General features: G+C 63.4%; 19 protein-coding genes. 6 read left to right on the top strand and 13 right to left on the bottom strand.

Annotation, left to right across the window (positions count from 1 at the left end; translation table 11 throughout):
• Positions 1–169 precede the first annotated feature (169 nt).
• The 10 genes from NKK50_RS23820 to puuE all read right to left on the bottom strand — a co-directional run bounded on the left by NKK50_RS23820 (position 170) and on the right by puuE (position 11,765).
• Complete coding sequence (locus tag NKK50_RS23820) at positions 170–1,009, bottom strand: alkaline phosphatase family protein (RefSeq protein WP_023746353.1); 840 nt, start codon at positions 1,007–1,009, stop codon at positions 170–172.
• Between the two features lie 64 nt (positions 1,010–1,073).
• Positions 1,074–2,729 (bottom strand): ABC transporter ATP-binding protein, encoded by a 1,656-nt coding sequence (locus tag NKK50_RS23815; protein WP_023683485.1) that lies wholly within the window; start codon positions 2,727–2,729, stop codon positions 1,074–1,076.
• Positions 2,729–3,553, bottom strand: a complete 825-nt coding sequence (locus NKK50_RS23810) for an ABC transporter permease (RefSeq protein ID WP_023746352.1) — start codon at positions 3,551–3,553, stop codon at positions 2,729–2,731. The genes NKK50_RS23815 and NKK50_RS23810 overlap by 1 nt, the downstream gene beginning before the upstream one ends.
• A gap of 9 nt (positions 3,554–3,562) precedes the next feature.
• Complete coding sequence (locus NKK50_RS23805; RefSeq protein ID WP_023671388.1) at positions 3,563–4,522, bottom strand: ABC transporter permease; 960 nt, start codon at positions 4,520–4,522, stop codon at positions 3,563–3,565.
• A 16-nt stretch (positions 4,523–4,538) separates the two neighbouring features.
• Positions 4,539–6,125, bottom strand: a complete 1,587-nt coding sequence (locus NKK50_RS23800; RefSeq protein ID WP_352543930.1) for an ABC transporter substrate-binding protein — start codon at positions 6,123–6,125, stop codon at positions 4,539–4,541.
• A gap of 154 nt (positions 6,126–6,279) precedes the next feature.
• Positions 6,280–8,265, bottom strand: coding sequence for a CocE/NonD family hydrolase (locus tag NKK50_RS23795; RefSeq protein WP_352543929.1), 1,986 nt, complete (start codon positions 8,263–8,265; stop codon positions 6,280–6,282).
• A gap of 97 nt (positions 8,266–8,362) precedes the next feature.
• Positions 8,363–8,956, bottom strand: coding sequence for a nucleoside deaminase (locus tag NKK50_RS23790; RefSeq protein WP_352543928.1), 594 nt, complete (start codon positions 8,954–8,956; stop codon positions 8,363–8,365).
• Between the two features lie 3 nt (positions 8,957–8,959).
• Positions 8,960–9,460 carry an ureidoglycolate lyase gene (locus tag NKK50_RS23785; protein ID WP_352543927.1) on the bottom strand — a complete coding sequence of 167 codons (501 nt, stop codon included), beginning with the start codon at positions 9,458–9,460 and terminating at the stop codon, positions 8,960–8,962.
• A complete protein-coding gene (locus NKK50_RS23780; protein WP_460221618.1) occupies positions 9,457–10,314 on the bottom strand; it encodes a bifunctional allantoicase/(S)-ureidoglycine aminohydrolase in 858 nt (285 codons plus the stop codon). Before NKK50_RS23780 ends, NKK50_RS23785 begins: the two co-directional genes overlap by 4 nt.
• 32 nt (positions 10,315–10,346) lie before the next feature.
• Positions 10,347–11,765 carry an allantoinase PuuE gene (gene puuE / locus NKK50_RS23775; protein ID WP_352543926.1) on the bottom strand — a complete coding sequence of 473 codons (1,419 nt, stop codon included), beginning with the start codon at positions 11,763–11,765 and terminating at the stop codon, positions 10,347–10,349.
• A gap of 184 nt (positions 11,766–11,949) precedes the next feature.
• On the opposite strand from puuE, the gene uraH reads away from it, so the two are divergent.
• From uraH to xdhC, 4 genes are all read left to right on the top strand, one after another.
• The gene (uraH, locus tag NKK50_RS23770) at positions 11,950–12,324 is read left to right on the top strand and encodes a hydroxyisourate hydrolase (protein WP_023694734.1); all 375 of its coding nucleotides are present in this window, start codon (positions 11,950–11,952) and stop codon (positions 12,322–12,324) included.
• A 3-nt stretch (positions 12,325–12,327) separates the two neighbouring features.
• A complete protein-coding gene (gene xdhA, locus NKK50_RS23765; protein ID WP_352543925.1) occupies positions 12,328–13,809 on the top strand; it encodes a xanthine dehydrogenase small subunit in 1,482 nt (493 codons plus the stop codon).
• Positions 13,809–16,175 (top strand): xanthine dehydrogenase molybdopterin binding subunit, encoded by a 2,367-nt coding sequence (gene xdhB / locus NKK50_RS23760; protein ID WP_023742580.1) that lies wholly within the window; start codon positions 13,809–13,811, stop codon positions 16,173–16,175. Before xdhA ends, xdhB begins: the two co-directional genes overlap by 1 nt.
• A 74-nt stretch (positions 16,176–16,249) precedes the next feature.
• Complete coding sequence (xdhC, locus tag NKK50_RS23755) at positions 16,250–17,272, top strand: xanthine dehydrogenase accessory protein XdhC (RefSeq protein WP_352543924.1); 1,023 nt, start codon at positions 16,250–16,252, stop codon at positions 17,270–17,272.
• On the opposite strand, the gene NKK50_RS23750 is transcribed toward xdhC, so the two are convergent.
• The 3 genes from NKK50_RS23750 to NKK50_RS23740 all read right to left on the bottom strand — a co-directional run bounded on the left by NKK50_RS23750 (position 17,269) and on the right by NKK50_RS23740 (position 20,494).
• Positions 17,269–18,528, bottom strand: coding sequence for an LLM class flavin-dependent oxidoreductase (locus NKK50_RS23750; RefSeq protein WP_352543923.1), 1,260 nt, complete (start codon positions 18,526–18,528; stop codon positions 17,269–17,271). The genes xdhC and NKK50_RS23750 overlap by 4 nt on opposite strands.
• A complete protein-coding gene (locus tag NKK50_RS23745; RefSeq protein ID WP_023834808.1) occupies positions 18,525–19,466 on the bottom strand; it encodes an LLM class flavin-dependent oxidoreductase in 942 nt (313 codons plus the stop codon). Before NKK50_RS23745 ends, NKK50_RS23750 begins: the two co-directional genes overlap by 4 nt.
• Before the next feature lie 107 nt (positions 19,467–19,573).
• Positions 19,574–20,494, bottom strand: coding sequence for a LysR family transcriptional regulator (locus NKK50_RS23740; RefSeq protein WP_023671373.1), 921 nt, complete (start codon positions 20,492–20,494; stop codon positions 19,574–19,576).
• Positions 20,495–20,629: 135 nt separating this feature from the next.
• Between NKK50_RS23740 and NKK50_RS23735 the strand changes: the two genes are divergently transcribed.
• Positions 20,630–21,847: a urate hydroxylase PuuD gene (locus NKK50_RS23735; RefSeq protein WP_023819674.1), complete on the top strand. Its 1,218-nt coding sequence runs from the start codon at positions 20,630–20,632 to the stop codon at positions 21,845–21,847.
• A 2-nt stretch (positions 21,848–21,849) separates the two neighbouring features.
• A complete protein-coding gene (gene guaD / locus NKK50_RS23730; RefSeq protein WP_023834807.1) occupies positions 21,850–23,166 on the top strand; it encodes a guanine deaminase in 1,317 nt (438 codons plus the stop codon).
• The last annotated feature ends 72 nt before the right edge of the window (positions 23,167–23,238 follow it).

Here is a 23,238-nt window from a genome sequence, read left to right as displayed (position 1 = left end):
ATGCCAGTCTCTCGCCAAACCATCGCCGGTCCTCCGGCGGACAAGAAAACTGTCACCCATGCTATCGGTCCATTCTGTTACCTATCTATCCGGTTCGGACACCCTTACCCTCTCCCCGTATAGTGACGGGGAGAGGGGGTAGCGAACGGCGGCTCAGCGACGACCTCCGTCACCCCAAAAACGGCTTAGCCTTCATGGTCTCCGGCACCGGCACACCCAGCCGCTTCAGCACCGTCGGCGCCAGTTGCAGCTGATCAAGCAGCGTGTCCGGATCCGGCCCTTTGCCGGCTCCGAAATAATACAGCGCGAAATCCTGCATTTCATCGTCACGGCCGCCATGGTGGCCGCGGTCTGTCTGGCCGTGGTCGGCGGTTACGATCACCTCGTAACCGGCTTGCCGCCAGCCCGGCAGGAAGGCTGCCAGCATGCCGTCCATCGCATAGCAGGCATGGTCCATTTCGTGGCAGTCATGGCCGAAGCGATGGCCCATCGAATCCAGCGTGCAGGTGTGCAGGATCCCGTAGTCGATGGCGTGGCGCCGGGTCAGCTGGGTCAGTGTCGCAAACAGGTCGACATCGCTCGGCGTCATCTGGTTACGGGCATTATAGCCGGTCATGGTGTGGAAGCGACCATGCGTGATGGGTCCGTTGGGCTCGTCGAACTCCATGTCCTCGATCAGGTCGAACGGATAGGAGCGGAAGAATTCGGACCAGTAGGAGTGCGTCACCGCGCCGGTCTTGCCGCCGGCCTTGCTGACTTCGGAGAAAATATCCGGCTTGTTGACGAGAAACCGGTTTTCGTTGGACAGGATGCCGTGCTCCTGAGGCGAAACCCCGGTGTGAATCGAAGCATAGCAGCAGGCCGAAGTAGACGGCAGCACCGAGCGCATCTTCCACACCTGCGCCTCGCCCGATTGCACCCAGCCTTCGAGATTGCCCATCAGCCGGCGCCAGTTCCGGTAGGGCACGCCATCGAGAATGATGAGCAGCAGTTTGGTCTTGAGCGCCATGGGCGGCTCCGGAAAGCTTTTGCCGTTGAAAGAAGTTTTCGCGACAAAGGCCGCGAATTCCCTACTAATTCCCCGCGCTCGCCATGCGCCGTCCCTTGATCGCCTTTTCCAGCCAGCCGATCTCCATCTCGGGAACGGACGACAGCAGCAGGTCGGTATAGGCGTCGAAGGGCGGCGTCAGCACCTTGCTCTTGGCGCCGTAGCGCACCACCTCGCCGCGGTACATCACCGCGATCGAATCGGCGATCGACTTCACCGTCGCCAGATCGTGGGTGATGAAGAGGTAGGCGACCTTCTCGTGCTGCTGCAGGTTGAGCAGCAGCTTGAGAATGCCGTTGGCCACCAGCGGGTCGAGCGCCGATGTCACCTCGTCGCAGATGATCAGCTTGGGCTTGGCGGCGAGCGAGCGGGCGATACAGACGCGCTGTTTCTGGCCTCCGGAGAGTTCGGCCGGATAACGATCGAGAAAGCCCTTGCCCATCTCGATCTCGTCGAGCAGTTCGGCGACGCGCTTGTCGCGCTCGCGGCCGCGTATGCCGAAGTAGAATTCCAGCGGCCGGCCGATGATGGTGCCGACGGTCTGGCGCGGGTTCATCGCCACGTCGGCCATCTGATAGATCATCTGCAACTGGCGCAGATCCTCCTTCGGCCGGTCGGCAAGCCGGTTGGCGAGCGGCCTGCCATCGAAGGTGACGGTGCCTTCCCCGGGCGGCAACAGCCCGGTGATAGCGCGCGCCAGCGTCGACTTGCCAGAGCCGGATTCACCGACGACCGCCAGCGTCTGTCCCGGATAGATGTCGACCGAGACGTTCTTCAGCACCTTGACGTGGCTGCCGCCGTAAGCGGCGGTGACGTTCTTGACCGACAGGAACGGCGCGGCGCCGGGCTTCTGCTCGGCATGCTCGATCTCATGCACCGAGACCAGCGCATTGGTGTATTCCTGGCGCGGCTCCTTGATGATCTGGCGAGTGCCGCCCCATTCGACCAGCCTGCCATGGCGCAGCACCATGATCTCGTCCGAGACCTGGGCGACGACGGCAAGATCGTGGGTAATGTAGAGCGCAGCGACATGGGTGTCGCGGATGGCGTCCTTGATCGCCGCCAGCACGTCGATCTGCGTCGTCACGTCGAGCGCCGTGGTCGGCTCGTCGAAGACGATCAGGTCAGGTTCCGAACACAGCGCCATAGCCGTCATCACGCGCTGCAACTGGCCGCCTGAGACCTGGTGCGGGAAGCGTTCGCCGATGATTTCGGGGTTCGGCAGGCTGAGCTTCTTGAACAACGCCACGGCACGTTTCTCGGCCTCGGCGCGTGTCGCCGTGCCGTGCAGCAGCGTTGCTTCCACCACCTGGTCCATCAGCTTGTGCGCCGGGTTGAAGGCGGCGGCCGCCGACTGCGCGACATAGCAGACCTCGCGGCCGCGCAATTTGCGGAAACCTTCCTTGCCGCCCTTGAGAATATCGCGGCCGTTGAGCAGCACCTCTCCGCCGGTGATGCGCACGCCGCCACGGCCATAGCCCATCGACGACAGGCCGATGGTCGACTTGCCGGCGCCGGACTCGCCGATCAGGCCGAGCACCTTGCCCTTTTCCAGCGTCAGCGAGACATCGTGGACCAAAACGATGTTCTTCGGCGCCTCGCCGGGCGGAAACACTGTCGCTTCGATGCGCAGATTGCGGATATCGAGCAGCAGGCCGGGCTTTGCTTTTGTGTCAGCCATCACCCGCGTCCTCCCTTCAGGCTTGTCGTGCGGTTGAGCACCCAGTCGGCGACCAGATTGACCGAAATCGCCAGTGCCGCGATCGCCGCGGCGGGAATGAGTGCCGCCCCGATACCGAAGACGATGCCGTCCTTGTTCTCCTTGACCATGCCGCCCCAATCGGCATCCGGCGGTTGCACGCCAAGCCCGAGAAAGGACAGCGTCGACAAGAACAGCACCGCGTAGATGAAGCGCAGGCCAAGTTCCGAGACCAGCGGCGAAAGCGCGTTGGGCAGGATCTCGCGGAAGATGATCCAGCCGCTGCCTTCGCCCCGCAGCTTGGCGGCCTCGACATAATCCATGACGTTGATGTCGACGGCCACCGCGCGCGACAGCCGGTAGACGCGGGTCGAGTCGAGGACGCCCATCACCAGGATCAGCGTCACCAGGTTGGTCGGCAGCACCGAAAGCACGACGAGCGCCATGATCAAGGTCGGGATCGACATCAGCAGATCGACAAGGCGCGACAGCAGCGTGTCGAACCAGCCGCCGAACACCGCCGCCGAAAAGCCGAGGATGGCGCCGAGCGAGAATGACAGCGCGGTGGCCAGCACCGCAATGAACAGCGTGATGCGAGCGCCGTAGATCATGCGCGACAGAAGATCGCGACCGAGATTGTCGGTGCCCAGCAAATGTGCCGCCGTCATCGGTTCCCAGACATCGCCGACGATTTCGGCATTGCCGTACGGTGCGATCAACGGTGCGAAAACTGCCGCCAGCACGAACACAGCCGTCAGCACGATGCCGATCAGCGCGGGGATGGGGATGCGTTTGATGTCGAGCATGCCCGCCGCCTATTTCGGATGTCTGAGGCGCGGATTGGCGACAATCGCCCCGATGTCCGCAATGATGTTCAGGCTGATATAAACGGCGGCGAAGACCAGGCCGACCGCCTGCACCACCGGCACGTCGCGCTTGGTGACGTGGTCGACCAGATATTGTCCCATGCCGGGATAGACGAAGATCACCTCGACCACGACGACGCCGACGATGAGGTAGGCGAGGTTGAGCATGACCACGTTGATGATCGGCGCTATGGCATTGGGGAAAGCATGCTTGCGGATGACATTGAAGGCCGACAGGCCTTTCAGTTCCGCCGTCTCGACATAGGCCGACTGCATGACGTTGAGGATGGCCGCGCGGGTCATGCGCATCATATGCGCCAGCACAACCAGCGTCAGCGCGGTGGCCGGCAGCGCGATCGCCTGCATGCGCTCACCGAACGGCATGCCGTCATAGACCGTGGAAATGGCCGGGAACCATTGATACTTCACGGCAAAGAAATAGACGAGCACATAGCCGATGAAGAATTCCGGGAAAGATGTCGAGGCGAGCGCCAGGCCGGAGATCAGCTTGTCGACCCAGCCATTGCGGTAACGCACGGCGATCAGGCCGAGGATGATGGCCAGCGGCACGGCCACGATCGCAGCCCAGAAGGCGAGGAACAGCGTGTTCCACAGCCGCCCCTTGATCGACGTGGCAATATCCTGGCCGCTCGACATCGCCGTGCCAAGATCGCCGGTGAGCACACCGCCTAGCCAATGGAAATACCTGATGTAAGCCGGCTGATTCAGGCCGAGCTGCTCGCGCAGATTGGCGAGCGATTCCGGCGTCGCCGACTGTCCGAGAATGGCTTGCGCGACGTCGCCGGGCAGGATCTGGGTGCCGGCGAAGATCAGGACCGAAACGGCCAGCAAGAGGACGATGCCCAGCGCAACGCGCTGGGCCACAAGTTTCACGACGGGTGAGGACATATCCGCAAAGCCGGGCTCAGGCTTCGAGCCAGCACTTCGCCAGCGCGTAGCCGTTCATCAGCTCCTGATGCGGATCGTCTACCCAGCCGCCGACCTTGGCGCCTGTCGCATCGATGAACTGATTGAACATCGGCAGGATCAGGCCGCCCTCGTCGCGCACCAGCACGGCCATGTCGTGGTACATCTGCTTGCGCTTGGTCTCGTCGAGTTCGGCGCGTGCGGCCAGCACCAGCTTGTCGAAGTCCGGACGCTTGAAACGGGTGTCGTTCCAGTCGGCGGTCGACAGATAGGCGGTCGAGTACATCTGGTCCTGGGTCGAGCGGCCGCCCCAATAGGAGGCGCAGAAGGGCTGCTTGTTCCAGACCTCGTTCCAGTAGCCGTCGCCGGGCTCGCGCTTGAGCTCGATCTTGATGCCGGCCTTGGCCGCGCTCTGCTGGAAGAGCTGCGAGGCGTCGACCGCGCCCGGGAAAGCGACGTCGGAGGTGCGCAGCAGCACGGTGCCGTCATGGCCCGACTTCTTGTAGTGGAACTTGGCCTTGTCGGGATCATATTTGCGCTGCTCGATCTCGGAAAACAGCGGATAGGACGAATTGATCGGGAAGTCGTTGCCGAGCGAGCCGTAGCCGCGCAGCACCTTGTTCAGCATCTCCTCACGGTCGATCGCGAGCTTCAGCGCCATGCGCAGGTCGCTGTTGTCGAAGGGCGCGGTGTTGCAATGCATGATGAAGACATAGTGGCCGGGGCCGGCATGGTTGCGGATGGTGACGCCCGGTACACGCTTGATCAGGTCGACGATCTTCGGCTCGACGCGGTTGATCATGTTGACCTGGCCGCCCTGCAGGGCGGCCGTGCGCGCGGTCGCGTCGTTGATGACGATGATCTCGATCTGGTCGGCATGGCCCATCTTGTCGGCCTGCCAGTAATTGGCGAAGCGCTCGCCGCCATGGCGCACGCCGGGCTCGTTGGTAGTGACCTTGTAGGGTCCTGCCGAGATGCCGGCATCCGCCTTGTCCTTGCCGCCGTTGGGCTGGACAATGAGGTGGTAGTCGCTGAGGAGATAGGGAAGGTCGGCGTTGGCCTCCTTCAGCGTCAGGACGACTTCCTTGCCACTGGCCTTGATGCTGTCGATGCCTTTCATGTAGCCCAGCGCGCCGGACTTCGATTTTTCATCGGAATGGCGCTCGAGGGTTGCCGCCACATCCTCAGCGGTCACCGTCTTGCCGTTGTGGAATTCGACGCCGTCGCGGATTTTCAGCGTCCACACCTTGGCGTCGTCCGACGAGCCGATCTCTTCGGCGATGCGGTTCTCGAGTTTGCCTTCCGGGGACAGCTCGACGATCAGCTCGCCCCACATCTTGCCAAAGGCGAACGGCACTTGCGTCATGAACAAAGCCGGGTCCAGGCTGTTCGTGGATTCGCCGCCTACGAGGCCGGCCTTCAGCGTGCCGCCCTTGACCGGGCCTTCTGCGCGAGCCGCACTGGAAAGCAGCATATTGGCGAAGGGCGCTGTGACGCCGAGTGCTGCGGCGCGGCCGAGGAAATCACGACGGTTCAGCTTGCCGGACGCAACGCGCCGGCTCAGATATTCGAGTTCGTTGGACATTTGAGTTCCTCACTCTGTTGGTTCGACCTTATGGTCGTTTTTTGCTTGTTGTTACCACAGGGATATTGACCGGAAGGCAAAGCCGTAAGCAAGACGGAATGCGACATGCCGTGGCGTAAATCGTGCGTCGCAACTGGACCAGTCGGGTGGACGCTCAGAGCAGGTCGCGCGGGATCGTCTCTTCGAAATCGCGTTCGAAAACCAGCGTTTCGCCCTCATAGGCTTCGATTCTGGCGCTGACGACGAAGTTTTGCGCGTCGCTGCGCATTTCAGCCGATGTCTCGGTGCGCACGGACCATCCGTTTCGCGACAAGGTCTGCGTCCAGTGCGTCCGGCCCGAGGCAGACAGCGGGTCGTAGGGATGGATCGTCCAGCTCTCGCGGGCAATGCTGCCATTGGCCAGTCCATGCGCGAGATCGCGCACTTCGCCGAAATCATCCGTGATCGAGAGCGTGACGATGCCGGTCTTCTCATCGCGATCGACGTGACGCTCGGAATTCGCTGCACGAACTGTCGCGGTTGCCCAGGGTGTTGCGCCTTCGGGAGACTGGAATGAAGTCTCGTCGCTTTTTGCGAGCGGGCGCAGCGGCAGCCTCAGCGTCGCCGCTGAAAGGTCGAGCCGCACCGGCTCCGGCGACGGCCAGATCATCGGCCAGTAAGCGTTGGAAACAGCGATGCGCAGGCGGTGTCCGGCCGGCACGCGGTAGGCGCACTGGTCGAGAATAACGCGCGCCGAAACCGTTTCGCCCGGCACCAGCGCTTGCGGCTGTTCGTGCGAAGCGCGATGCGTCAGGTTGAGCACGCCGTAGGAGATCAGTTCCGAGGCGCCGTCGGGGTGCACGTCGCACAGTCGAACCGCGATGTTCGCCTGCGGGCGATCGGACGATATCCGGACCAGAAGCTCCGGCGCACCGACAATGTCGATGGCTTCGGCGAGCACAGGCTGATCAAAGCAGACCGATAGTGCATCGTCCGGACGCTGATCGCCCGGCAGCTCCGGGCCGAAGGTGAACGGAAAATACTCGCCGCCGGCGAGCCCGCAGCTTTGCGGGGTCGCAATGATCGCCGGCCTGGCGCCGTCAGCAATGATTTCGATCTTGCGCGTCTTGATGTTGGGCGACGGCCATTTCTGTTCGGCCACCCAGCGGCCCGGCCGCTCGGGGTGCCAGCGCGCCGGACGCACGCTGTCCATCACATAGGCGCGATAGTCCGGGTCGGCCTCGACACCGGTGTCGACGCCTTTCAGCCAGCGGTGCCACCAGCGCAACGCCTCCTGCAGGAATCCGATGGCGGGCGTTGGCCGGGCATAATGCGGATATTTGTGGATCCATGGCCCGACAATGCCCTTCACCGGAGCCTGGATGTTGGTGACCAGGTGCGAGATCGTGTTGCGATAACCGTCATGCCAGCCGCCGATCGACAGCACGGCGGCTTTGACGGCGGAGAAATCCTCGCAGATCGAACCGCGTTTCCAATAGGCGTCGCGATGCTGATGGCTGAGCCAGAGCGGCAGAAGGAAAGTCTGGTTCTCCAGCCGCGTCAGCCAGAGGTCGCGCCAGCGGTTGTCGCCCGCAATCAGCGGATCCGGCGGTCGCGACGAATAGGACAACATGGTCGAGGCCCAGCCGAAATTTTCCGTCAAAAGGCAGCCGCCCTTGTAGTGGATGTCGTCGGCGTAGCGGTCGACGGTCGAGCACAGGCTGATCACCGCCTTCAGCGCCGGCGGCTGCTTGGCCGCCACCTGCAGGCAGTTGAAGCCGCCCCAGGAAATGCCCATCATACCGACACTGCCGTTGGACCAGGGCTGTGCTGCCGCCCAGGCAATCACATCGCAGGCGTCCTGCAATTCCTGCTCGGAATATTCGTCGTCCATCAGGCCTTCGGAATCGCCATTGCCGCGCATGTCGACGCGGATCGAGGCGTAGCCGTGGCCGGCAAAATAGGGATGCGTCAGTTGATCGCGAAAGATGGTGCCGTCGCGCTTGCGGTAGGGCAGGTGCTCGAGGATCGCCGGCACCGGATCGCTGCTGGCGTCCTCCGGCATCCAAACCCGCGCCGACAGCCGGCAACCATCCGGCATGACGATGCCCATATCGGGGAATTCGACGACCTTGCGGGGAAATTCGGTGATGGTTTTCATGCGGGGCTCATAACGCCCCGCTATGCCAAGACTTTCAATCGCCATTCGCGACTGGAGCAGTGAAAAATGCGACCTGGCCGCAGCCTGCTTCACGACCTCAGTTCAGCGGAATCTCGTTTTCGGCCTTGCTGTCCTGATAGACGCCGGAAAGCGCGTCGTAGCGGGTGGAAATATTGCCGATCCTTGCCTCAAGCCGGCCGCGCTCGGCCTCGGGCAGCGTCCGCACCAGCCTGCGAATGGAAAAACTCTTCCAATAAGCGTTCTCGGCATTGTAGCCGCCGGGATCAAGAGTGAAGACCTCTTTCAGGATTTTCAGATCGTGCGGGATCGCAAAGCTGTCGCGTGAATCCTCGTGGCTGAAGAGGTAGTAGAAATTGTCGAAGCCGGTCCAGGTGATCGCCGACAGGCAGAGCGAGCAGGGCTCATGCGTGGCGATGAAGATGGCGTCCTTGGTGTCGACGCGCTCGGCTTTCGGCATTTCATAGAAACGCTTCAGGCAGTGCACCTCGCCATGCCAGAGCGGATTTTCCATCTCGTTGTTGGTTTCGGCCAGCACCAGCGAGCGGTCGCCCTTCCGCAGGATGGCGGCGCCGAACAGCTTGTTCCCATGGGCCACGCCCTCTGCCGTTTTCGGCACGATGTCGTGCTCGATGACATCGAGCAGGCGGTCGATCAGCGATATGTCGGTCATTTCTCAGGTCTCGTTGGGGAGATGGATTTCGTAGGGGTGCGAGAAATGGAACTCTTCGAGGTTGGAGCCGTCACCGCCGCGGTCGACGATGACGAAATCCTGCGCTTCACCGAGTGGTGTCAGCACGCCGTGCCAGAGATTGCGCGGATAGTTGACGCCTTGCCCCGGTGCGGTGATGAAGGCATGCGGCTCGCGCGGACCGTCCTTGCCGTCATGGCAGACGACGACCAGGAAAGGCCGCGGTGACAGCGGGATGAACGCCTGGCTGCCTAAGGGATGGCGCTCGACCATGGTCAGCCTCAGCGGCAGGTCGTAAGGCGTGCCGCGCGCCATCGAGATCAGCACGCGGGCATTCGGTCCCGCGGCTTCAGCGGTGGCGAGATTCTGGTAGCGCTCGGTCTTGCCGCCATTGATCGGGTAGTGATTGCCGCCGCCCATGTCGATGACATCGCCGAAGCCGGCAAAGCTTTCGCGGGTCAGCGGCCGCGCTGTGATGCGGGTCACCGCGCGCGACCGCCAATGCCCGCCCCGCCGAGCTTGGCGTGCCGGTTGACGTCCTTGTAAAGGAGATAGCGGAATTTGCCTGGGCCGCCCGCGTAGCAGGCCTGCGGGCAGAAGGCGCGCAGCCACATGAAGTCGCCGGCCTCGACCTCGACCCAGTCCTGGTTGAGGCGGTAGACCGCCTTGCCTTCCAAGACATAGAGCCCGTGCTCCATGACATGCGTCTCGGCAAATGGGATGACGGCGCCAGGCTCGAGCGTAACGATGGTGACGTGCATGTCGTGGCGCATGTCGGCTGGATCGACGAAACGGGTCGTCGCCCAGCGACCCTCGGTGCCGGGCATCGGCGTCGGCGCCATTTGCTGGTCACTGCTGAACAGGACTTCCGGCGCGTCGATGCCGTCGACGGCCTCATAGGCCTTCCTGATCCAGTGGAAGCGCACGGCGTCGCGACCTTCGTTGCGCACCGTCCAGCCGCTGTCCGGCGGCAGGAAGGCAAAACCGCCGGCTTGCAGCACGTGCTTCTTGCCGGCCAGCGAAACGGTCAACTCGCCCTCAACCACGAACAGCACGCCCTCGGCGCCGGCGTCCGGCTCGGGCCGGTCGCTGCCGCCGCCGGGCAGGACCTCGACGATGTACTGCGAAAATGTCTCGGCGAAACCCGAAAGCGGCCTGGCGATGATCCAGGCCCTGGTCTCGTCCCAGAACGGCAGTGGGCTGGTGACGATGTCCTGCATCACTCCCTTCGGTATGACGGCATAGGCCTCGGTGAAGACGGCGCGGCCGGTCAAAAGCTCATTTTGGCCGGGATGGCCGCCATGCGGTGCATAATAGGTTTTCTGGTCAGTCTTGATCATATCCATTGGGTCCTGACCCCTCAGTCATTTCATTAGAGCGGGAGCATGTCTTTCAGGCGGAGCAGCGCGATACGCTCGACCTGTTTGCAGGCGGTATCGAGTTCTACGCCACGGCTGTTGCCGATGCGCGCCTCGAACTCGGCGAGGATCTCCTCCTTGGTCTTGCCCCGCACCGCGATGATGAAGGGAAAGCCGAAGGTGGTGACGTAGGCGGCGTTGAGCTTGGAAAACAGCTCGCGCTCCTTGTCGGTCAGCGCGTCGAGGCCGGCGGAGGCCTGCTCGCGTGTGGATTCCGCAGTGAGGCGTCTCGCTTTGGCCAGTTTGCCAGCGAGATCGGGATGGGCGTTGAGGACGCCGATCCGCTCGGTTTCGCTGGCGGCGCGGAAGACGCGGCAGAGCGCATTGTGCAGGCCGCCGGCGCTGTCATGCGCCGGCCCAAGCTCCAGCTCATAGGCACGTTCGGCGATCCAGGGCGAATGTTCGAACACGCCGCCGAAAGTGTCGACGAAGGTCTCGAACGCCATCTTCGACGGCTTGAGCGCCGCCGGCTGGTAGGGGTGGTTTTCCTGCCAGTGCCTGGCGATATCGATGCGCCGTGCCAGCCAGACCTTGTCGTGCGATCTGACATAGTCGACGAAGCGCTTCAGCGCCGCCACCCGCCCGGGACGTCCGACGAGGCGGCAATGCAGGCCGATATTCATCATCCGCGGCCGGCCCGCTTTGCCCTCGGCATAGAGCGTGTCGAAACTGTCCTTCAAATAGGCGAAGAACTGGTCGCCGGAATTGAATCCCTGCGGCGTGGCGAAACGCATGTCGTTGGCATCGAGCGTGTAGGGGATGACGAGTTGCGCGCCGCCGCTGTGCTCGAACCAGTAGGGCAGTTCGTCATCATAAGTGTCCGACACATAGTCGAAGCCGCCCTCTTCGGCCAGCAACCGCACCGTATTGACCGAGGTGCGGCCGGTGTACCAGCCGGTCGGCCGTTGGCCCGTCACCTCGTAGTGCAGCTTGATCGCCGCTTCGAGGTCGCGGCGCTCGTCCTCGGCGCTGTGGTCGCGGTAGTCGATCCATTTCAGGCCGTGCGAGGCCATTTCCCAGCCGGCCTCCTGCATCGCCGCCACCTGGTCGGGCGACCGGGCTAATGCTGAGGCGACCCCGTAGCAGGTCACCGGCACTTGCGCCTCGCTGAACAGGCGCAGCAGCCGCCAGAAGCCTGCCCGCGCGCCATATTCGTAGATCGATTCCATGTTCCAGTGGCGCTGGCCGACCCAGGGCGCGGCGCCGACGATTTCCGACAGGAAGGCTTCCGAGGCCTTGTCGCCGTGCAGCACGCAGTTCTCGCCGCCTTCCTCGTAGTTGACGACGAATTGGACGGCCACATGCGCACCGCCCGGCCATTTCGGATCCGGCGGATTGGCTCCGTAGCCGCGCATGTCTCTAGAGTAACGCATTGCCCCTCCCCGCCGGACGCTGCCGGAAGTTATGATCAGGATAGTCGAAAGGGTTGCTCGCGCATTCCCCCGAAATTTTTGAAAGTGTTTTTGTGCCACTCCGCTCGACCGGGACTTATGCATCGCCTTTAATTGGCGCACAATTCACTGCTTTGTTCGGCTGTATCGGAAATGGGAGGCGCCAGTGGCAGAAACGTCGAAAGCCGATGGCGGACGTCTGACGACGCATGTGCTCGACACCGCGACCGGCAAGCCGGCGGCGGGCCTGTCGATCGCGCTTTATCATCTTGAGAGCGACGCGCGGATACATTTGAAGACCGTCGTCACAAATGCCGACGGCCGCTGCGATGCGCCGCTGCTGGCAGGAGCGGAATTCCGCCTTGGAGAATACGAACTGGTGTTCGCCGCCGGTGACTATCTACGCGGCCAGGGCACCAAACTGCCGGAACCGGCCTTCCTCGACAGTGTGCCGATCCGCTTCGGCATGGCGGAATCCGTGCATTATCACGTGCCGTTGCTTATCTCTCCTTATGGCTACTCGACCTACAGGGGGAGCTGACGCATGGCCAAGATCACCATACGCAACGAGATCCGCTTCATCCTCAATGGCAGGGATGTCGCGCTGTCGTCGGTGGCGCCCGACGCGACCTTGCTCGACTGGTTGCGGCTCGACCGCTCGCTGCGCGGCACCAAGGAAGGCTGCGCCGAGGGCGATTGCGGCGCCTGCACGGTGCTGGTCGGAAAATTGTCCGCCGGCAAGCTGGTTTATGAAAGCGTCAATGCCTGCATCCGCTTCCTGGGCTCGCTCGACGGCACCCATGTCGTCACCGTCGAGCATCTGCGCGGCGCGCCTGGCCAATTGCATCCGGTGCAGCAGGCGATGGTCGATTTCCACGGTTCGCAATGCGGCTTCTGCACGCCGGGCTTCGTCATGTCGCTCTACGGCCTGTGGATGAAGTCGCCGGACCCGTCGAATGCCGCGATCGAAAAGGCCTTGCAAGGCAATCTTTGCCGCTGCACCGGCTATGAGGCAATCATGCGCGCCGCGCGTGCCATCTCCAGCTACGGCAATGCGGCGAAGGATCCGCTGGCGGCCGAGCGCAAGGCGATCACCGCCAGGCTCGAGGCTATGCATGACGGTGCCCGCGTCGAAATCGGCGCCGGCAAGCAGCGGCTGGTTGTGCCGGGTGACGTCGACGATTTCGCCGCTGTACTGGACAAGGAGCCCGGCGCCACTGTTGTCGCCGGCTCGACCGACGTCGGCCTGTGGGTCACCAAGCACATGCGCGACATCTCACCGGTAGTCTTCATCGGCAATCTCGAGGGGCTGTGCGCGATCTCCGAAGACAATGACGTCATCACCATCGGCGCCGGCGTCACCTACACCGACGCCTTCGCGACACTGGCCAAGCGCATCCCCGCGCTCGGGCCATTGTTCGACCGCATCGGCGGCGAACAGGTACGAAACATGGGCACCATCGGCGGCAACATCGCCAATGGCTCGCCGATCGGCGACACGCCGCCGCCCCTGATCGCGCTTGGTGCGCAACTGACGCTGCGCCGCGGCAAGAAGCGGCGCACCATCGCGCTCGAGGATTTCTTCATCGCCTATGGCAAGCAGGACCGGCAGCCAGGCGAATTCGTCGAGGCCGTGCACGTTCCCGTGCCGGCCAAGGGCACGAAGTTTGCCGTCTACAAGATCACCAAGCGCCGCGACGAGGACATCACCGCAGCCCTTGGCGCCTTTTTCCTCGACTTGGCCAAGGACGGAACCGTGGCCGATATATGCATCGCCTATGGCGGCATGGCGGCCACCCCGAAGCGGGCTTTCGGTGTCGAAAAAGCGCTGCTCGGCAAGCCGTGGACGGAGACGACGGTGGAAGCGGCCATGGCTGAATATGCCGGCGATTTCACCCCGCTGACCGATATGCGGGCATCGGCCGAATACCGGGCGCTGGCGGCCAGGAACCTGCTGCTGCGCTTTTTTGCCGAAACCAGCGGCAGCAAGGCGCCGTTCCAGGTGTCGCGCAACGAGGCGGCCTGATGAACAAGCACGCCTCTCCAGATCTCAAGGCGCAGAAGATTTCCGGTGGCGTCGCCGCCGACCAGCGCCACGATTCCGCGCACAAGCATGTCAGCGGCAGCGCGGTCTATATCGACGATATGCCGGAACCGGCGGGCATGCTGCATGGCTGCCTCGGCCTGTCCACGGCGACGCATGCGACGATCAGCAAAATGGATCTGTCGGCGGTGCGCGCGGCGCCGGGCGTCGTCGATGTGCTGACGGCCAAGGACGTTCCGGGCGAAAATGACATCTCGCCGACCGGCCGCCACGACGAGCCGGTGCTGGCCGACGACAAGGTGCAGTTTTATGGTCAGCCGATCTTCTGCGTTATTGCCAAGACGCGCGAACAGGCGCGCCGCGCCACCCGGCTGGCCAAGGTCGAATACAGTCCATTGCCTTTCGTCACCGACATTGGCGACCTCGACCCCCGCAAGGACAAGCTGGTCACGCCGCCGCTCACGCTGAAGCGTGGCGATGCCGCTGCCGCGATCAAGGCGGCGCCGCGCCGGCTGAAGGGCAAGATGCGCATCGGCGGCCAGGAGCATTTCTATCTCGAAGGCCATATCGCCGTGGCCATCCCCGGCGAAGACCAGGACGTCACCATCTATTCCTCGACCCAGCATCCGAGCGAAGTCCAGCATATGGTCAGCCATGCGCTGGGCGTGCCGAGCAACGCCATCACAGTGGAAATCCGCCGCATGGGTGGCGGCTTCGGCGGGAAGGAGACGCAAGGCAACCAGTTTGCGGCATTGGCTGCGATCGCCGCCAAGAAACACCATCGCGCGGTCAAGATCCGGCCCGACCGTGACGACGACATGATTGCCACCGGCAAGCGCCATGACTTCCTCGTCGACTACGAAGTAGGTTTCGACGACGCCGGCAACATTCTTGGCGTCGACTTCATGTTCGCGGCGCGTTGCGGCTTTTCATCGGACCTGTCCGGCCCGGTCACCGACCGCGCGCTGTTCCATTGCGACAACACCTATTTCTGGCCGGCGGTGCATGCGCAATCGGCGCCGCTTTACACCAACACCGTGTCGAACACGGCGTTTCGCGGCTTCGGCGGCCCGCAAGGCATGGTCGGCGCCGAACGCGTCATCGACGAGGTTGCCTTTGCCGTCGGCAAGGACCCGCTCGAAATCCGCAAGCAGAATTTTTATGGCACCAGTGGTGATAAAGACGGGGGCCGCAACGTCACCCCGTATCACCAGACGGTCGAGGACAACATCATCCACCGCATCGTCGCCGAGCTGGAGGCGAGCGCCGACTATGCGGGGCGCCGCCGCATCATCCAGGCCTTCAACGCCAACAGCCGCTTCATCAAGCGCGGCCTGGCGCTGACGCCGGTCAAATTCGGCATCTCTTTCACAGCCACCCACTACAACCAGGCCGGCGCGCTGGTGCATGTCTACACCGACGGTTCGGTGCATCTGAATCACGGCGGCACCGAGATGGGGCAAGGCCTCTACGTCAAGGTGGCGCAGGTGGTGGCGGAAGAGTTCCAGATCGACCTCGACCAGGTCAAGATCACCGCGACGACCACCGGCAAGGTGCCCAACACTTCGGCCACCGCGGCGTCGTCCGGCACCGACCTCAACGGCATGGCGGCGCAGAACGGCGCCCGCCAGATCAAGGAACGGCTGACCGACTTCGCCGCCGAAAAATACCAGGTGCCGCGCGAGCAGGTGCTTTTCCTGCCCAACCGGGTGCGCATCGGCAATCAGGAGATCGCCTTCACCGACCTCGTCAAGCAGGCCTATATGGCCCGCATCCAACTGTCGGCGGCGGGTTTTTACAAGACGCCGAAAATCCACTGGAACCGTGACAAGGGCGAGGGCCGTCCGTTCTATTATTTCGCCTATGGCGCCTCGTGCTCGGAAGTCTCGGTCGACACGTTGACCGGCGAATATGTCGTCGAGCGCACCGACATATTGCATGACACCGGCCGCTCGCTGAACCGCGCCATCGATCTCGGCCAGATCGAGGGCGGCTTCATCCAGGGTATGGGCTGGCTGACGACGGAGGAACTGTGGTGGGACGACAAGGGCCGGCTGCGCACGCACGCGCCGTCGACCTACAAGATCCCGCTCGCGTCCGACCGGCCGAAGATATTCAACGTCACGCTGGCCGACTGGCCGGAGGCCAACGAGCCGACGGTGCACCGTTCCAAGGCGGTCGGCGAACCGCCCTTCCCGCTCGGCATGTCTGTGCTGCATGCGCTGTCGGACGCGGTGGCAAGTGTGGCCGATCATAAGGTCTGTCCGCGTCTCGACGCTCCTGCAACACCAGAACGGGTGCTGATGGCGATCGAACGGCTGAAGGGTGAAGCCAAGAATAGCGCCTGACTCTGACCTGGATTCTGGCAAAACGTGCAATTCAGACTGAAAAACCCTATATTTCCCGTACGGGAATGCGAAATATGAAGTCGAAAGTGCAAAGCCTCAGAGCTTTTCTCGCCAGCGCCGACCGGTTTGCCTTGGTCGAAGTGGCCAGTACCAAGGGCTCGACCCCCCGCGAGAAGGGCGCCTTCATGCTCGTCTCGCAGGCGGCGACTTTTGGCACGATCGGCGGCGGTCAGCTCGAGTACATCGCGATCGACAAGGCGAGGCAGATGGTGGGGTCTTCACCCTCCCCCTTGTGGGGAGGGTCGACCGGCGAAGCCGGCCGGGGTGGGGGTGCGGACGATCGTGCCAAGCCACCCCGTTTCGCTGACGCCGCCACACGGCGTCCGCTCACCGACCCTCCCCACAAGGGGGAGGGTAAAGAAGCCCGCATCGGCTTCGACGAAGTCTGCGCCACGCTTGACGTGCCGCTAGGCCCCGAGATCGGCCAGTGCTGCGGCGGGCGCGTCGAAGTCTTGATCCGTGTCGTCGATGCCGCGCTTACTGCCGAGCTGATCGCGGCCGCAGAAGCCGAGGAAGCCCACCTGCCGCATGTCTATATCTTCGGCGGCGGCCATGTCGGCCGGGCGCTGGCCTCGACTGTTGCACTTCTTCCCGTGCGTGGTGTCGTCATCGAGACGCGGGCCGAAGCGCTGGAAGGCATGCCGGAAACCGTCGAGACGCGGCTGACGCCGATGCCCGAGGCCGAGGTGCGAAACGCCCCCGCCGGCACCGCCTTCGCCATCCTCACCCACGACCATGCGCTGGATTTCCTCATCGTCGCCGAAGCGCTGAAGCGCGACGACGCGGCCTATGTCGGCATGATCGGCTCGAAAACCAAGAGAGCGACGTTCAGGAACTGGTTCCTGAAATCGGCTGAGGGCACGGAGGCTGAGTTCGCCCGCCTCGTCTCGCCGATCGGCGGCGATGCGGTCAAGGACAAGCGCCCACCGGTCATAGCTGCGCTGGCCGCGGCCGAGATCATGACGGCGCTGGTCGCGCACGGCGCGGCACCGGCGGTAAGCCAGCAGGCGCGGCAAGGCCAAGAGGTAGCCGGCTAATCTTTTTTATCCGACCGCTTCAGGCCAAGATGATCTCGCAAGGTGCTGCCTTCGTATTCCCGACGGAATAGTCCGCGCCGCTGCAGTTCCGGCACCACCAGCGTGGCAAAGGCATCGAGCTCGCCGGGGAAGTATGACGGCATGACGTTGAAGCCGTCCGCGCCGCCGCCCTCGAACCGCGCCTGCAATTCGTCAGCGATCTGCGCCGGCGTGCCGACGATACGCCAATGGCCACGTGCGCCGGCGAAATGGCGCGCAAGCTGGCGGATCGACAGGCCGTCGCGGCGCGATTGTTCGATGACCAGCGCCTGGCGGCTTTTCATTCCCTCGGTCTCCGGCAGCTCGGGCATCGGTCCGTCGATCGGATAGCTCCCGAGATCGGAGATGCTGAGATAGCTGGACAGTAGCGCCACGCCGACATCGTCGGGGATCAGCGCCTGGAATTCCTCCTGTTTCTCCCGCGCTTCGGCCTCGGTATCTGCCACCACCGGGGAGACGCCGGGCATGATCTTGATGTCGTCGGGTTCCCGCCCATAGGCAGCCATACGGCCCTTGAGGTTGTCGTAAAAGCCCTTGGCTTCCTCGAGGGTCTGCGCCGCCGTGAACACGACGTCGGCGGTGCGGGCGGCAAGGTCGCGGCCGACATCCGAGGCGCCGGCCTGCACCATCACCGGCGCGCCCTGCGGCGAGCGCGGCAGGTCGAGCGGGTCGCGCACCGAAAAGCTCTGGCCGTTGTGACCGTGAAAGCCACTGCCTTGCCAAAGTCCTGATACCACCTCGGCGAATTCGCGCGCCCGCTCGTAGCGGTCGGCATGCGGTTTCAGGCCCGTCGCGCCGAAATTGGCGGCTTCGATGGGGCTGGCCGACGTCACCAGGTTCCAGCCAGTCCGGCCACCACTCAGATGATCGAGCGACAGAAAGGTGCGCGCCAGGCCGTAGGGCTCGTTGTAGCTGGTCGACGCCGTCGAAACGAGGCCGATGCGGCTGGTCTGCACGGCGAGCGCGGACAGCAGGCTGATCGGCTCGAAGCCGATCGAGCGTGAGGTCTGGCTGGCGATGCCGACATTGGCTTCGCGCAGACCGGCGGCGTCCTCGCAGAACACCATGTCGAACTTCGCCGCTTCCGCCGTGCGCGCCAGCTGGATGTAATGATCGATGTCGATGCCTGCCGTGACATGCGCCTTGGGGTGACGCCAGGCGGCGATGTGGTGGCCCGTCGCCCACAGGAAGGCGCCAAGCTTCATCTGGCGGGTCATTGCGCTCCTCCGGCAAGTCTGAGATGAGAGCGCAAGGTGGTGCCGGGATAATCCGGGCGGATGAGGCCGCGGCGCTGCAATTCCGGCAGCACGCGGCCGATGAAACCGTCAATCGCCGCAGGCGGTATTGCGATGTTGAACCCGTCGCAGCTTTGCGAGCTGAACCATGTTTCGAGCGCGTTGGCAGCGACATCTGCGCCAACGTTCAGCAGCAGCTTGACCGCACCCGGATCGCGTCCGCAGGCCACAACGCGGCGCTTGAGATCGTCATGGCGCGCCTTGGGGTCCTTTGTGGGTCTGTCCAGCAGGACGACATCGGCGGTGCGGGCGGCCATATCCAGGTCGGCCTCGGACAGGCCGGACAGCACCAGCACCGGCGTATCCTGCGGCGAGCGCGCGACGTTCAGCGGCCCGCGCACGGAGAAAAATTCGCCCTTGTGGTCGAGCAGGTGCATTTTTTCGGGATCGTGGAAGCGGCCGCCGATCTTGTCGAACAGCAGCGCGTCGGCATCCCAGCCCTGCCACAGGCGCTGAACGATGCCGATGTATTCCTGCGTGCGGCGGCGGAACACATCGTCGGAAAATCCATCCGGCCGGCTGAAATTGGCGGCTTCCCCTGGCGCCTGCGCCATGGTCGCGTGCCAGCCGGCGCGGCCATGGCTGATGATGTCGAGCGAAGCAAAACGGCGCGCCAGATTGTACGGCTGGTGAGCGACCGTCGAGGCTGCAGCGACAAGGCCGATCCGACTTGTCATCGTCGCCAGCGCCGCCAGCAAGGTCGTCGCTTCGAAAGAACTCGACCCGGCGCTGTTCGGCGCGGAATCATCGAGGACAATCATGTCCAGCCCCGCCGCTTCCGCTTGCTTGGCAAAGCCGGCCAGATCGCTAAACCCGAGCGGCTGCCCGCAAGCAATGTTGGGCGAAACGGCAAGATGCATTGTGGCTTGCTGGTCAGTCGGCATGGGACCATCGATCATAGGGCGGCGTATGCGAACCTAAGGTCACCTGCTTGTAAGACAATCCTGGCGACTGGGCCAACAGCCCCTCACTTGCCGGCCAGCAAATCCTTGATCAGCCGCTGGCAACGCTCGGCCATGAAGTCGAGCAGCAGCCGCACCTTTGGATCCTGGAGCTTCTTGTGTGGATAGACGGCGGCGAACTGCACCGGCGTTGGCGGTGTGCTGGCCAGGATGACCTGCAGCCGCCGGTCGCGGATGAAAGGTTCCACTTCGAACCGCGGCTTGTTGATGATGCCGCGGCCCGACAGCGCCCAGCCGGTCAGCACATCGCCATCGTCGGTGTCGTAGGGGCCGTGCACCTCGAATTTCTGCGGGCCGGACGGCGTCTGCAGCGTCCAGACATATTCGCGCGCCCCGGAATAGCGCAGCATCAGGCAGTCGTGCTTCTTGCCGATCAGCTCCTGTGGCTCCACCGGCTCGCCGCGCGCTTCGAGATATTTCGGTGCCGCCACCAGCACGCGTTCACATTCCATGATGCCGCGCATCCGCAGGCTGGAATCCTCGATGATGCCGAGCTTGAAGGCGACGTCGATGCCTTCCTTCATGATGTCGATATTGTGGTCGGAGAGCCTCAGCCGCACCTCGATATCGGGGTATTTGTCGTGGAAATCCGGAATGCCCGACGCCACCAGCCGCCGTCCGAGGCCGAGCGGTGCGGTCACCTTGATGGTGCCGCGCGGTTGGCCGGAAAGAGCCGAGACCGCGGCTTCCGCCTCGGTGATCGCCTCCAGCACCTGCTTGGCGCCGGAGTAGAACACCGTGCCATGCTCCGTCGGCATCAATTGCCGTGTGGTGCGGTTGAACAGCCGCACGCCGAGGTGTTTTTCCAGCTCCTTGATGCGGTTGGAGGCGACCGCCGGCGAAATGCGCATGTCGCGGCCTGCCGCCGAGAGATTGCCAAGCTCGACGACGCGGACGAAGACGGCGATGTTGTCGAGATAGGCCATTCGTGGCTCTTTATGTGGCGGCGTACGTGGTCAGCCTAGTATTTTCCATTTTTTTTTGAAAGTCATCGTACACCTCGCCTCTTTTCGTTTGCGCCCGACACCGTAAAGTCAGCCGATCGGCAGGGACGATTTCAAATGATGGATTTCGCGATTTTCTGGGACTGGCTGAGTTTCGCCGTGCGCTGGCTGCACGTCGTCACCGGCATCGCCTGGATCGGCTCGTCCTTCTATTTCGTCGCGCTCGACCTTGGGCTGCGCCAGCGCCCCGGCATGCCGGCCGGCGCATTCGGCGAGGAATGGCAGGTGCATGGCGGCGGCTTCTACCACGTCCAGAAATATCTGGTGGCGCCGGCCGAAATGCCGGAACACCTGACCTGGTTCAAGTGGGAATCCTACGCCACATGGTTGTCCGGCTTCGCCATGCTGTGCGTGGTCTACTATGCCGGCGCCGATTTGTTCCTGATCGACCCCAATGTTCTGTCCATGTCGGTTCCCGTGGGCATCCTGCTGTCGATGGCGACGATCGGCGTCGGCTGGGTTGTCTACGATCTGCTCTGCCGGTCGCCGCTCGGCAAAAGTGACACCGGACTGATGCTGGTGCTCTATGGCGTGCTGGTGTTCATCGCCTGGGGGCTGACGCATCTGTTCACCGGCCGCGCCGCTTTCCTGCATCTCGGCGCCATCACCGCCACGATCATGTCGGCCAATGTCTTCATGGTGATCATTCCAAACCAGAAGATCGTCGTCGCCGACCTGATTGCCGGCCGCAAGCCCGACCCGAAATACGGCAAGATCGCCAAGCAGCGCTCGCTGCACAACAATTACCTGACGCTGCCCGTGCTGTTCCTGATGCTGTCGAACCACTATCCGCTGGCGTTTGCGACGGAGTTCAACTGGGTCATCGCCTCGCTGGTGTTCATCATCGGCGTCTTGATCCGGCACTATTTCAACACCGTGCATAAGCGTGCCGGCAACCCCCACTGGACCTGGATGGCGGCTGCGGTGCTATTCGTCATCATCATGTGGCTGTCGACAGCGCCGAAAATACTGACCGGCGAGCCCAAGGCATCCGCCGCGGCCGAAGTCTATATCGCCTCGTCGCATTTCCCGGCGGTGCGCGACACCGTGCTTGGCCGCTGCTCGATGTGCCATACGGCCGAGCCGGTCTATGAAGGCATCTACCATGCGCCGAAGGGCGTGATGCTCGACACCGACGCCGGCATTGCCGAGCATGCGCGTGAAATCTATTTGCAGGCCGGGCGCAGCCACGCCATGCCGCCCGCCAACGTCACCCAGATCAGCGACAAGGAACGGGCGCTGCTGGTCGCCTGGTTCGAAGGCGCAGGGAAATAAGCATGACTTCGACACTTCTGCGCGGCCGCACGCTGAGCTTTTTGCGCTTGCCCGAAGCCATCACCGACCATGCCGCCTGGCGCTATGAGGAGGATGGCGGCCTGCTGATCCGCGATGGCCGAATCGTTGCCGCCGGCGCCTACGCTGATGTGGAAAGGCAGGCTGGCGACGGTGCGAAAAAGATCGATCATCGGCCGCATCTGTTGCTGCCAGGCTTCATCGACGCGCACGCGCATTTTCCGCAGATGCAGGTCATCGCCTCCTATGGCGCCGAACTGCTCGACTGGCTGAACACCTACACCTTTCCCGAAGAGACCAAATTCGCAAATGCCCAGCACGGCCGCCGCATCGCGCGGCTGTTTTTGGATGAAATGGTGCGCCACGGCACGACGACGGTCGCCGCGTATTGCTCGGTGCACAAGGCCTCGGCCGAGGCGTTCTTTGCCGAATCGCACGCGCGCGGCATGCTCAACATTGCCGGCAAGGTGATGATGGACCGCAACGCGCCGGCAGGCGTGCTCGACACACCGCAATCGGGCTATGACGACACCAAGGCGCTGATTGCGGAATGGCACGGCAAGGGCCGCCAGCTTTATGCGATCACGCCGCGCTTCGCCATCACCTCTTCGCCCGAACAGTTGGAGATGTCGGGCGCGCTCTGCCGCGAGCATCCCGATCTGCATATGCAGACGCATCTGTCGGAAAACCACGCCGAAATCGCCTTCACGCAAAAACTCTATCCGCAGGCGCGCGACTACACCGATGTCTACGAGCAGTATGGCCTGCTGGGGCCAAAGAGCCTGTTCGGCCACTGCATCCATCTCTCGGAACGCGAGGCCGATGCGCTGTCGGACTCAGGCTCGGTGGCGGTGTTCTGCCCGACCTCGAACCTGTTCCTCGGCTCCGGCCTGTTCGATTACCAGCGCTTTCGGCGCCGCGACAAGCCGCTGCGCATCGCCGCGGCCAGCGATGTCGGCGGCGGCACCAACTATTCGATGCTGCGCACCATGGACGAGGGCTACAAGGTGATCGCGCTGACTGGCGAAAAGCTGAACCCGTTCCAGTCCTTCTGGCAATTAACGCGTGGCAATGCCGAGGCGCTGTCTATGGCGGAGAAGGTCGGCACGCTGGATGAAGGCACCGATGCCGACATCACCGTGCTCGACGCCCGCGCCACACCGGCGATGCGGCTGAGGATGGAGACTGTGGAGACGCTGGCGGAGGAGCTGTTCCTGCTGCAGACGCTGGGCGACGACCGCGCGGTGCGCGAGGTCTATGTCGCGGGGCGGCCTGCCAAGAGTGATATAATCGCCGGTTAGGACCCATCATCCGCGCGGGACAAGATGATGATTGCGCCTGGTTGCCAAGTGGTTCCCCCACTCCGTCGCCGC

It is taken from the genome of Mesorhizobium sp. M0001 (assembly GCF_040324255.1).
Taxonomy (GTDB): domain Bacteria; phylum Pseudomonadota; class Alphaproteobacteria; order Rhizobiales; family Rhizobiaceae; genus Mesorhizobium.
This window is presented reverse-complemented; position numbering and strand designations above follow the sequence as displayed.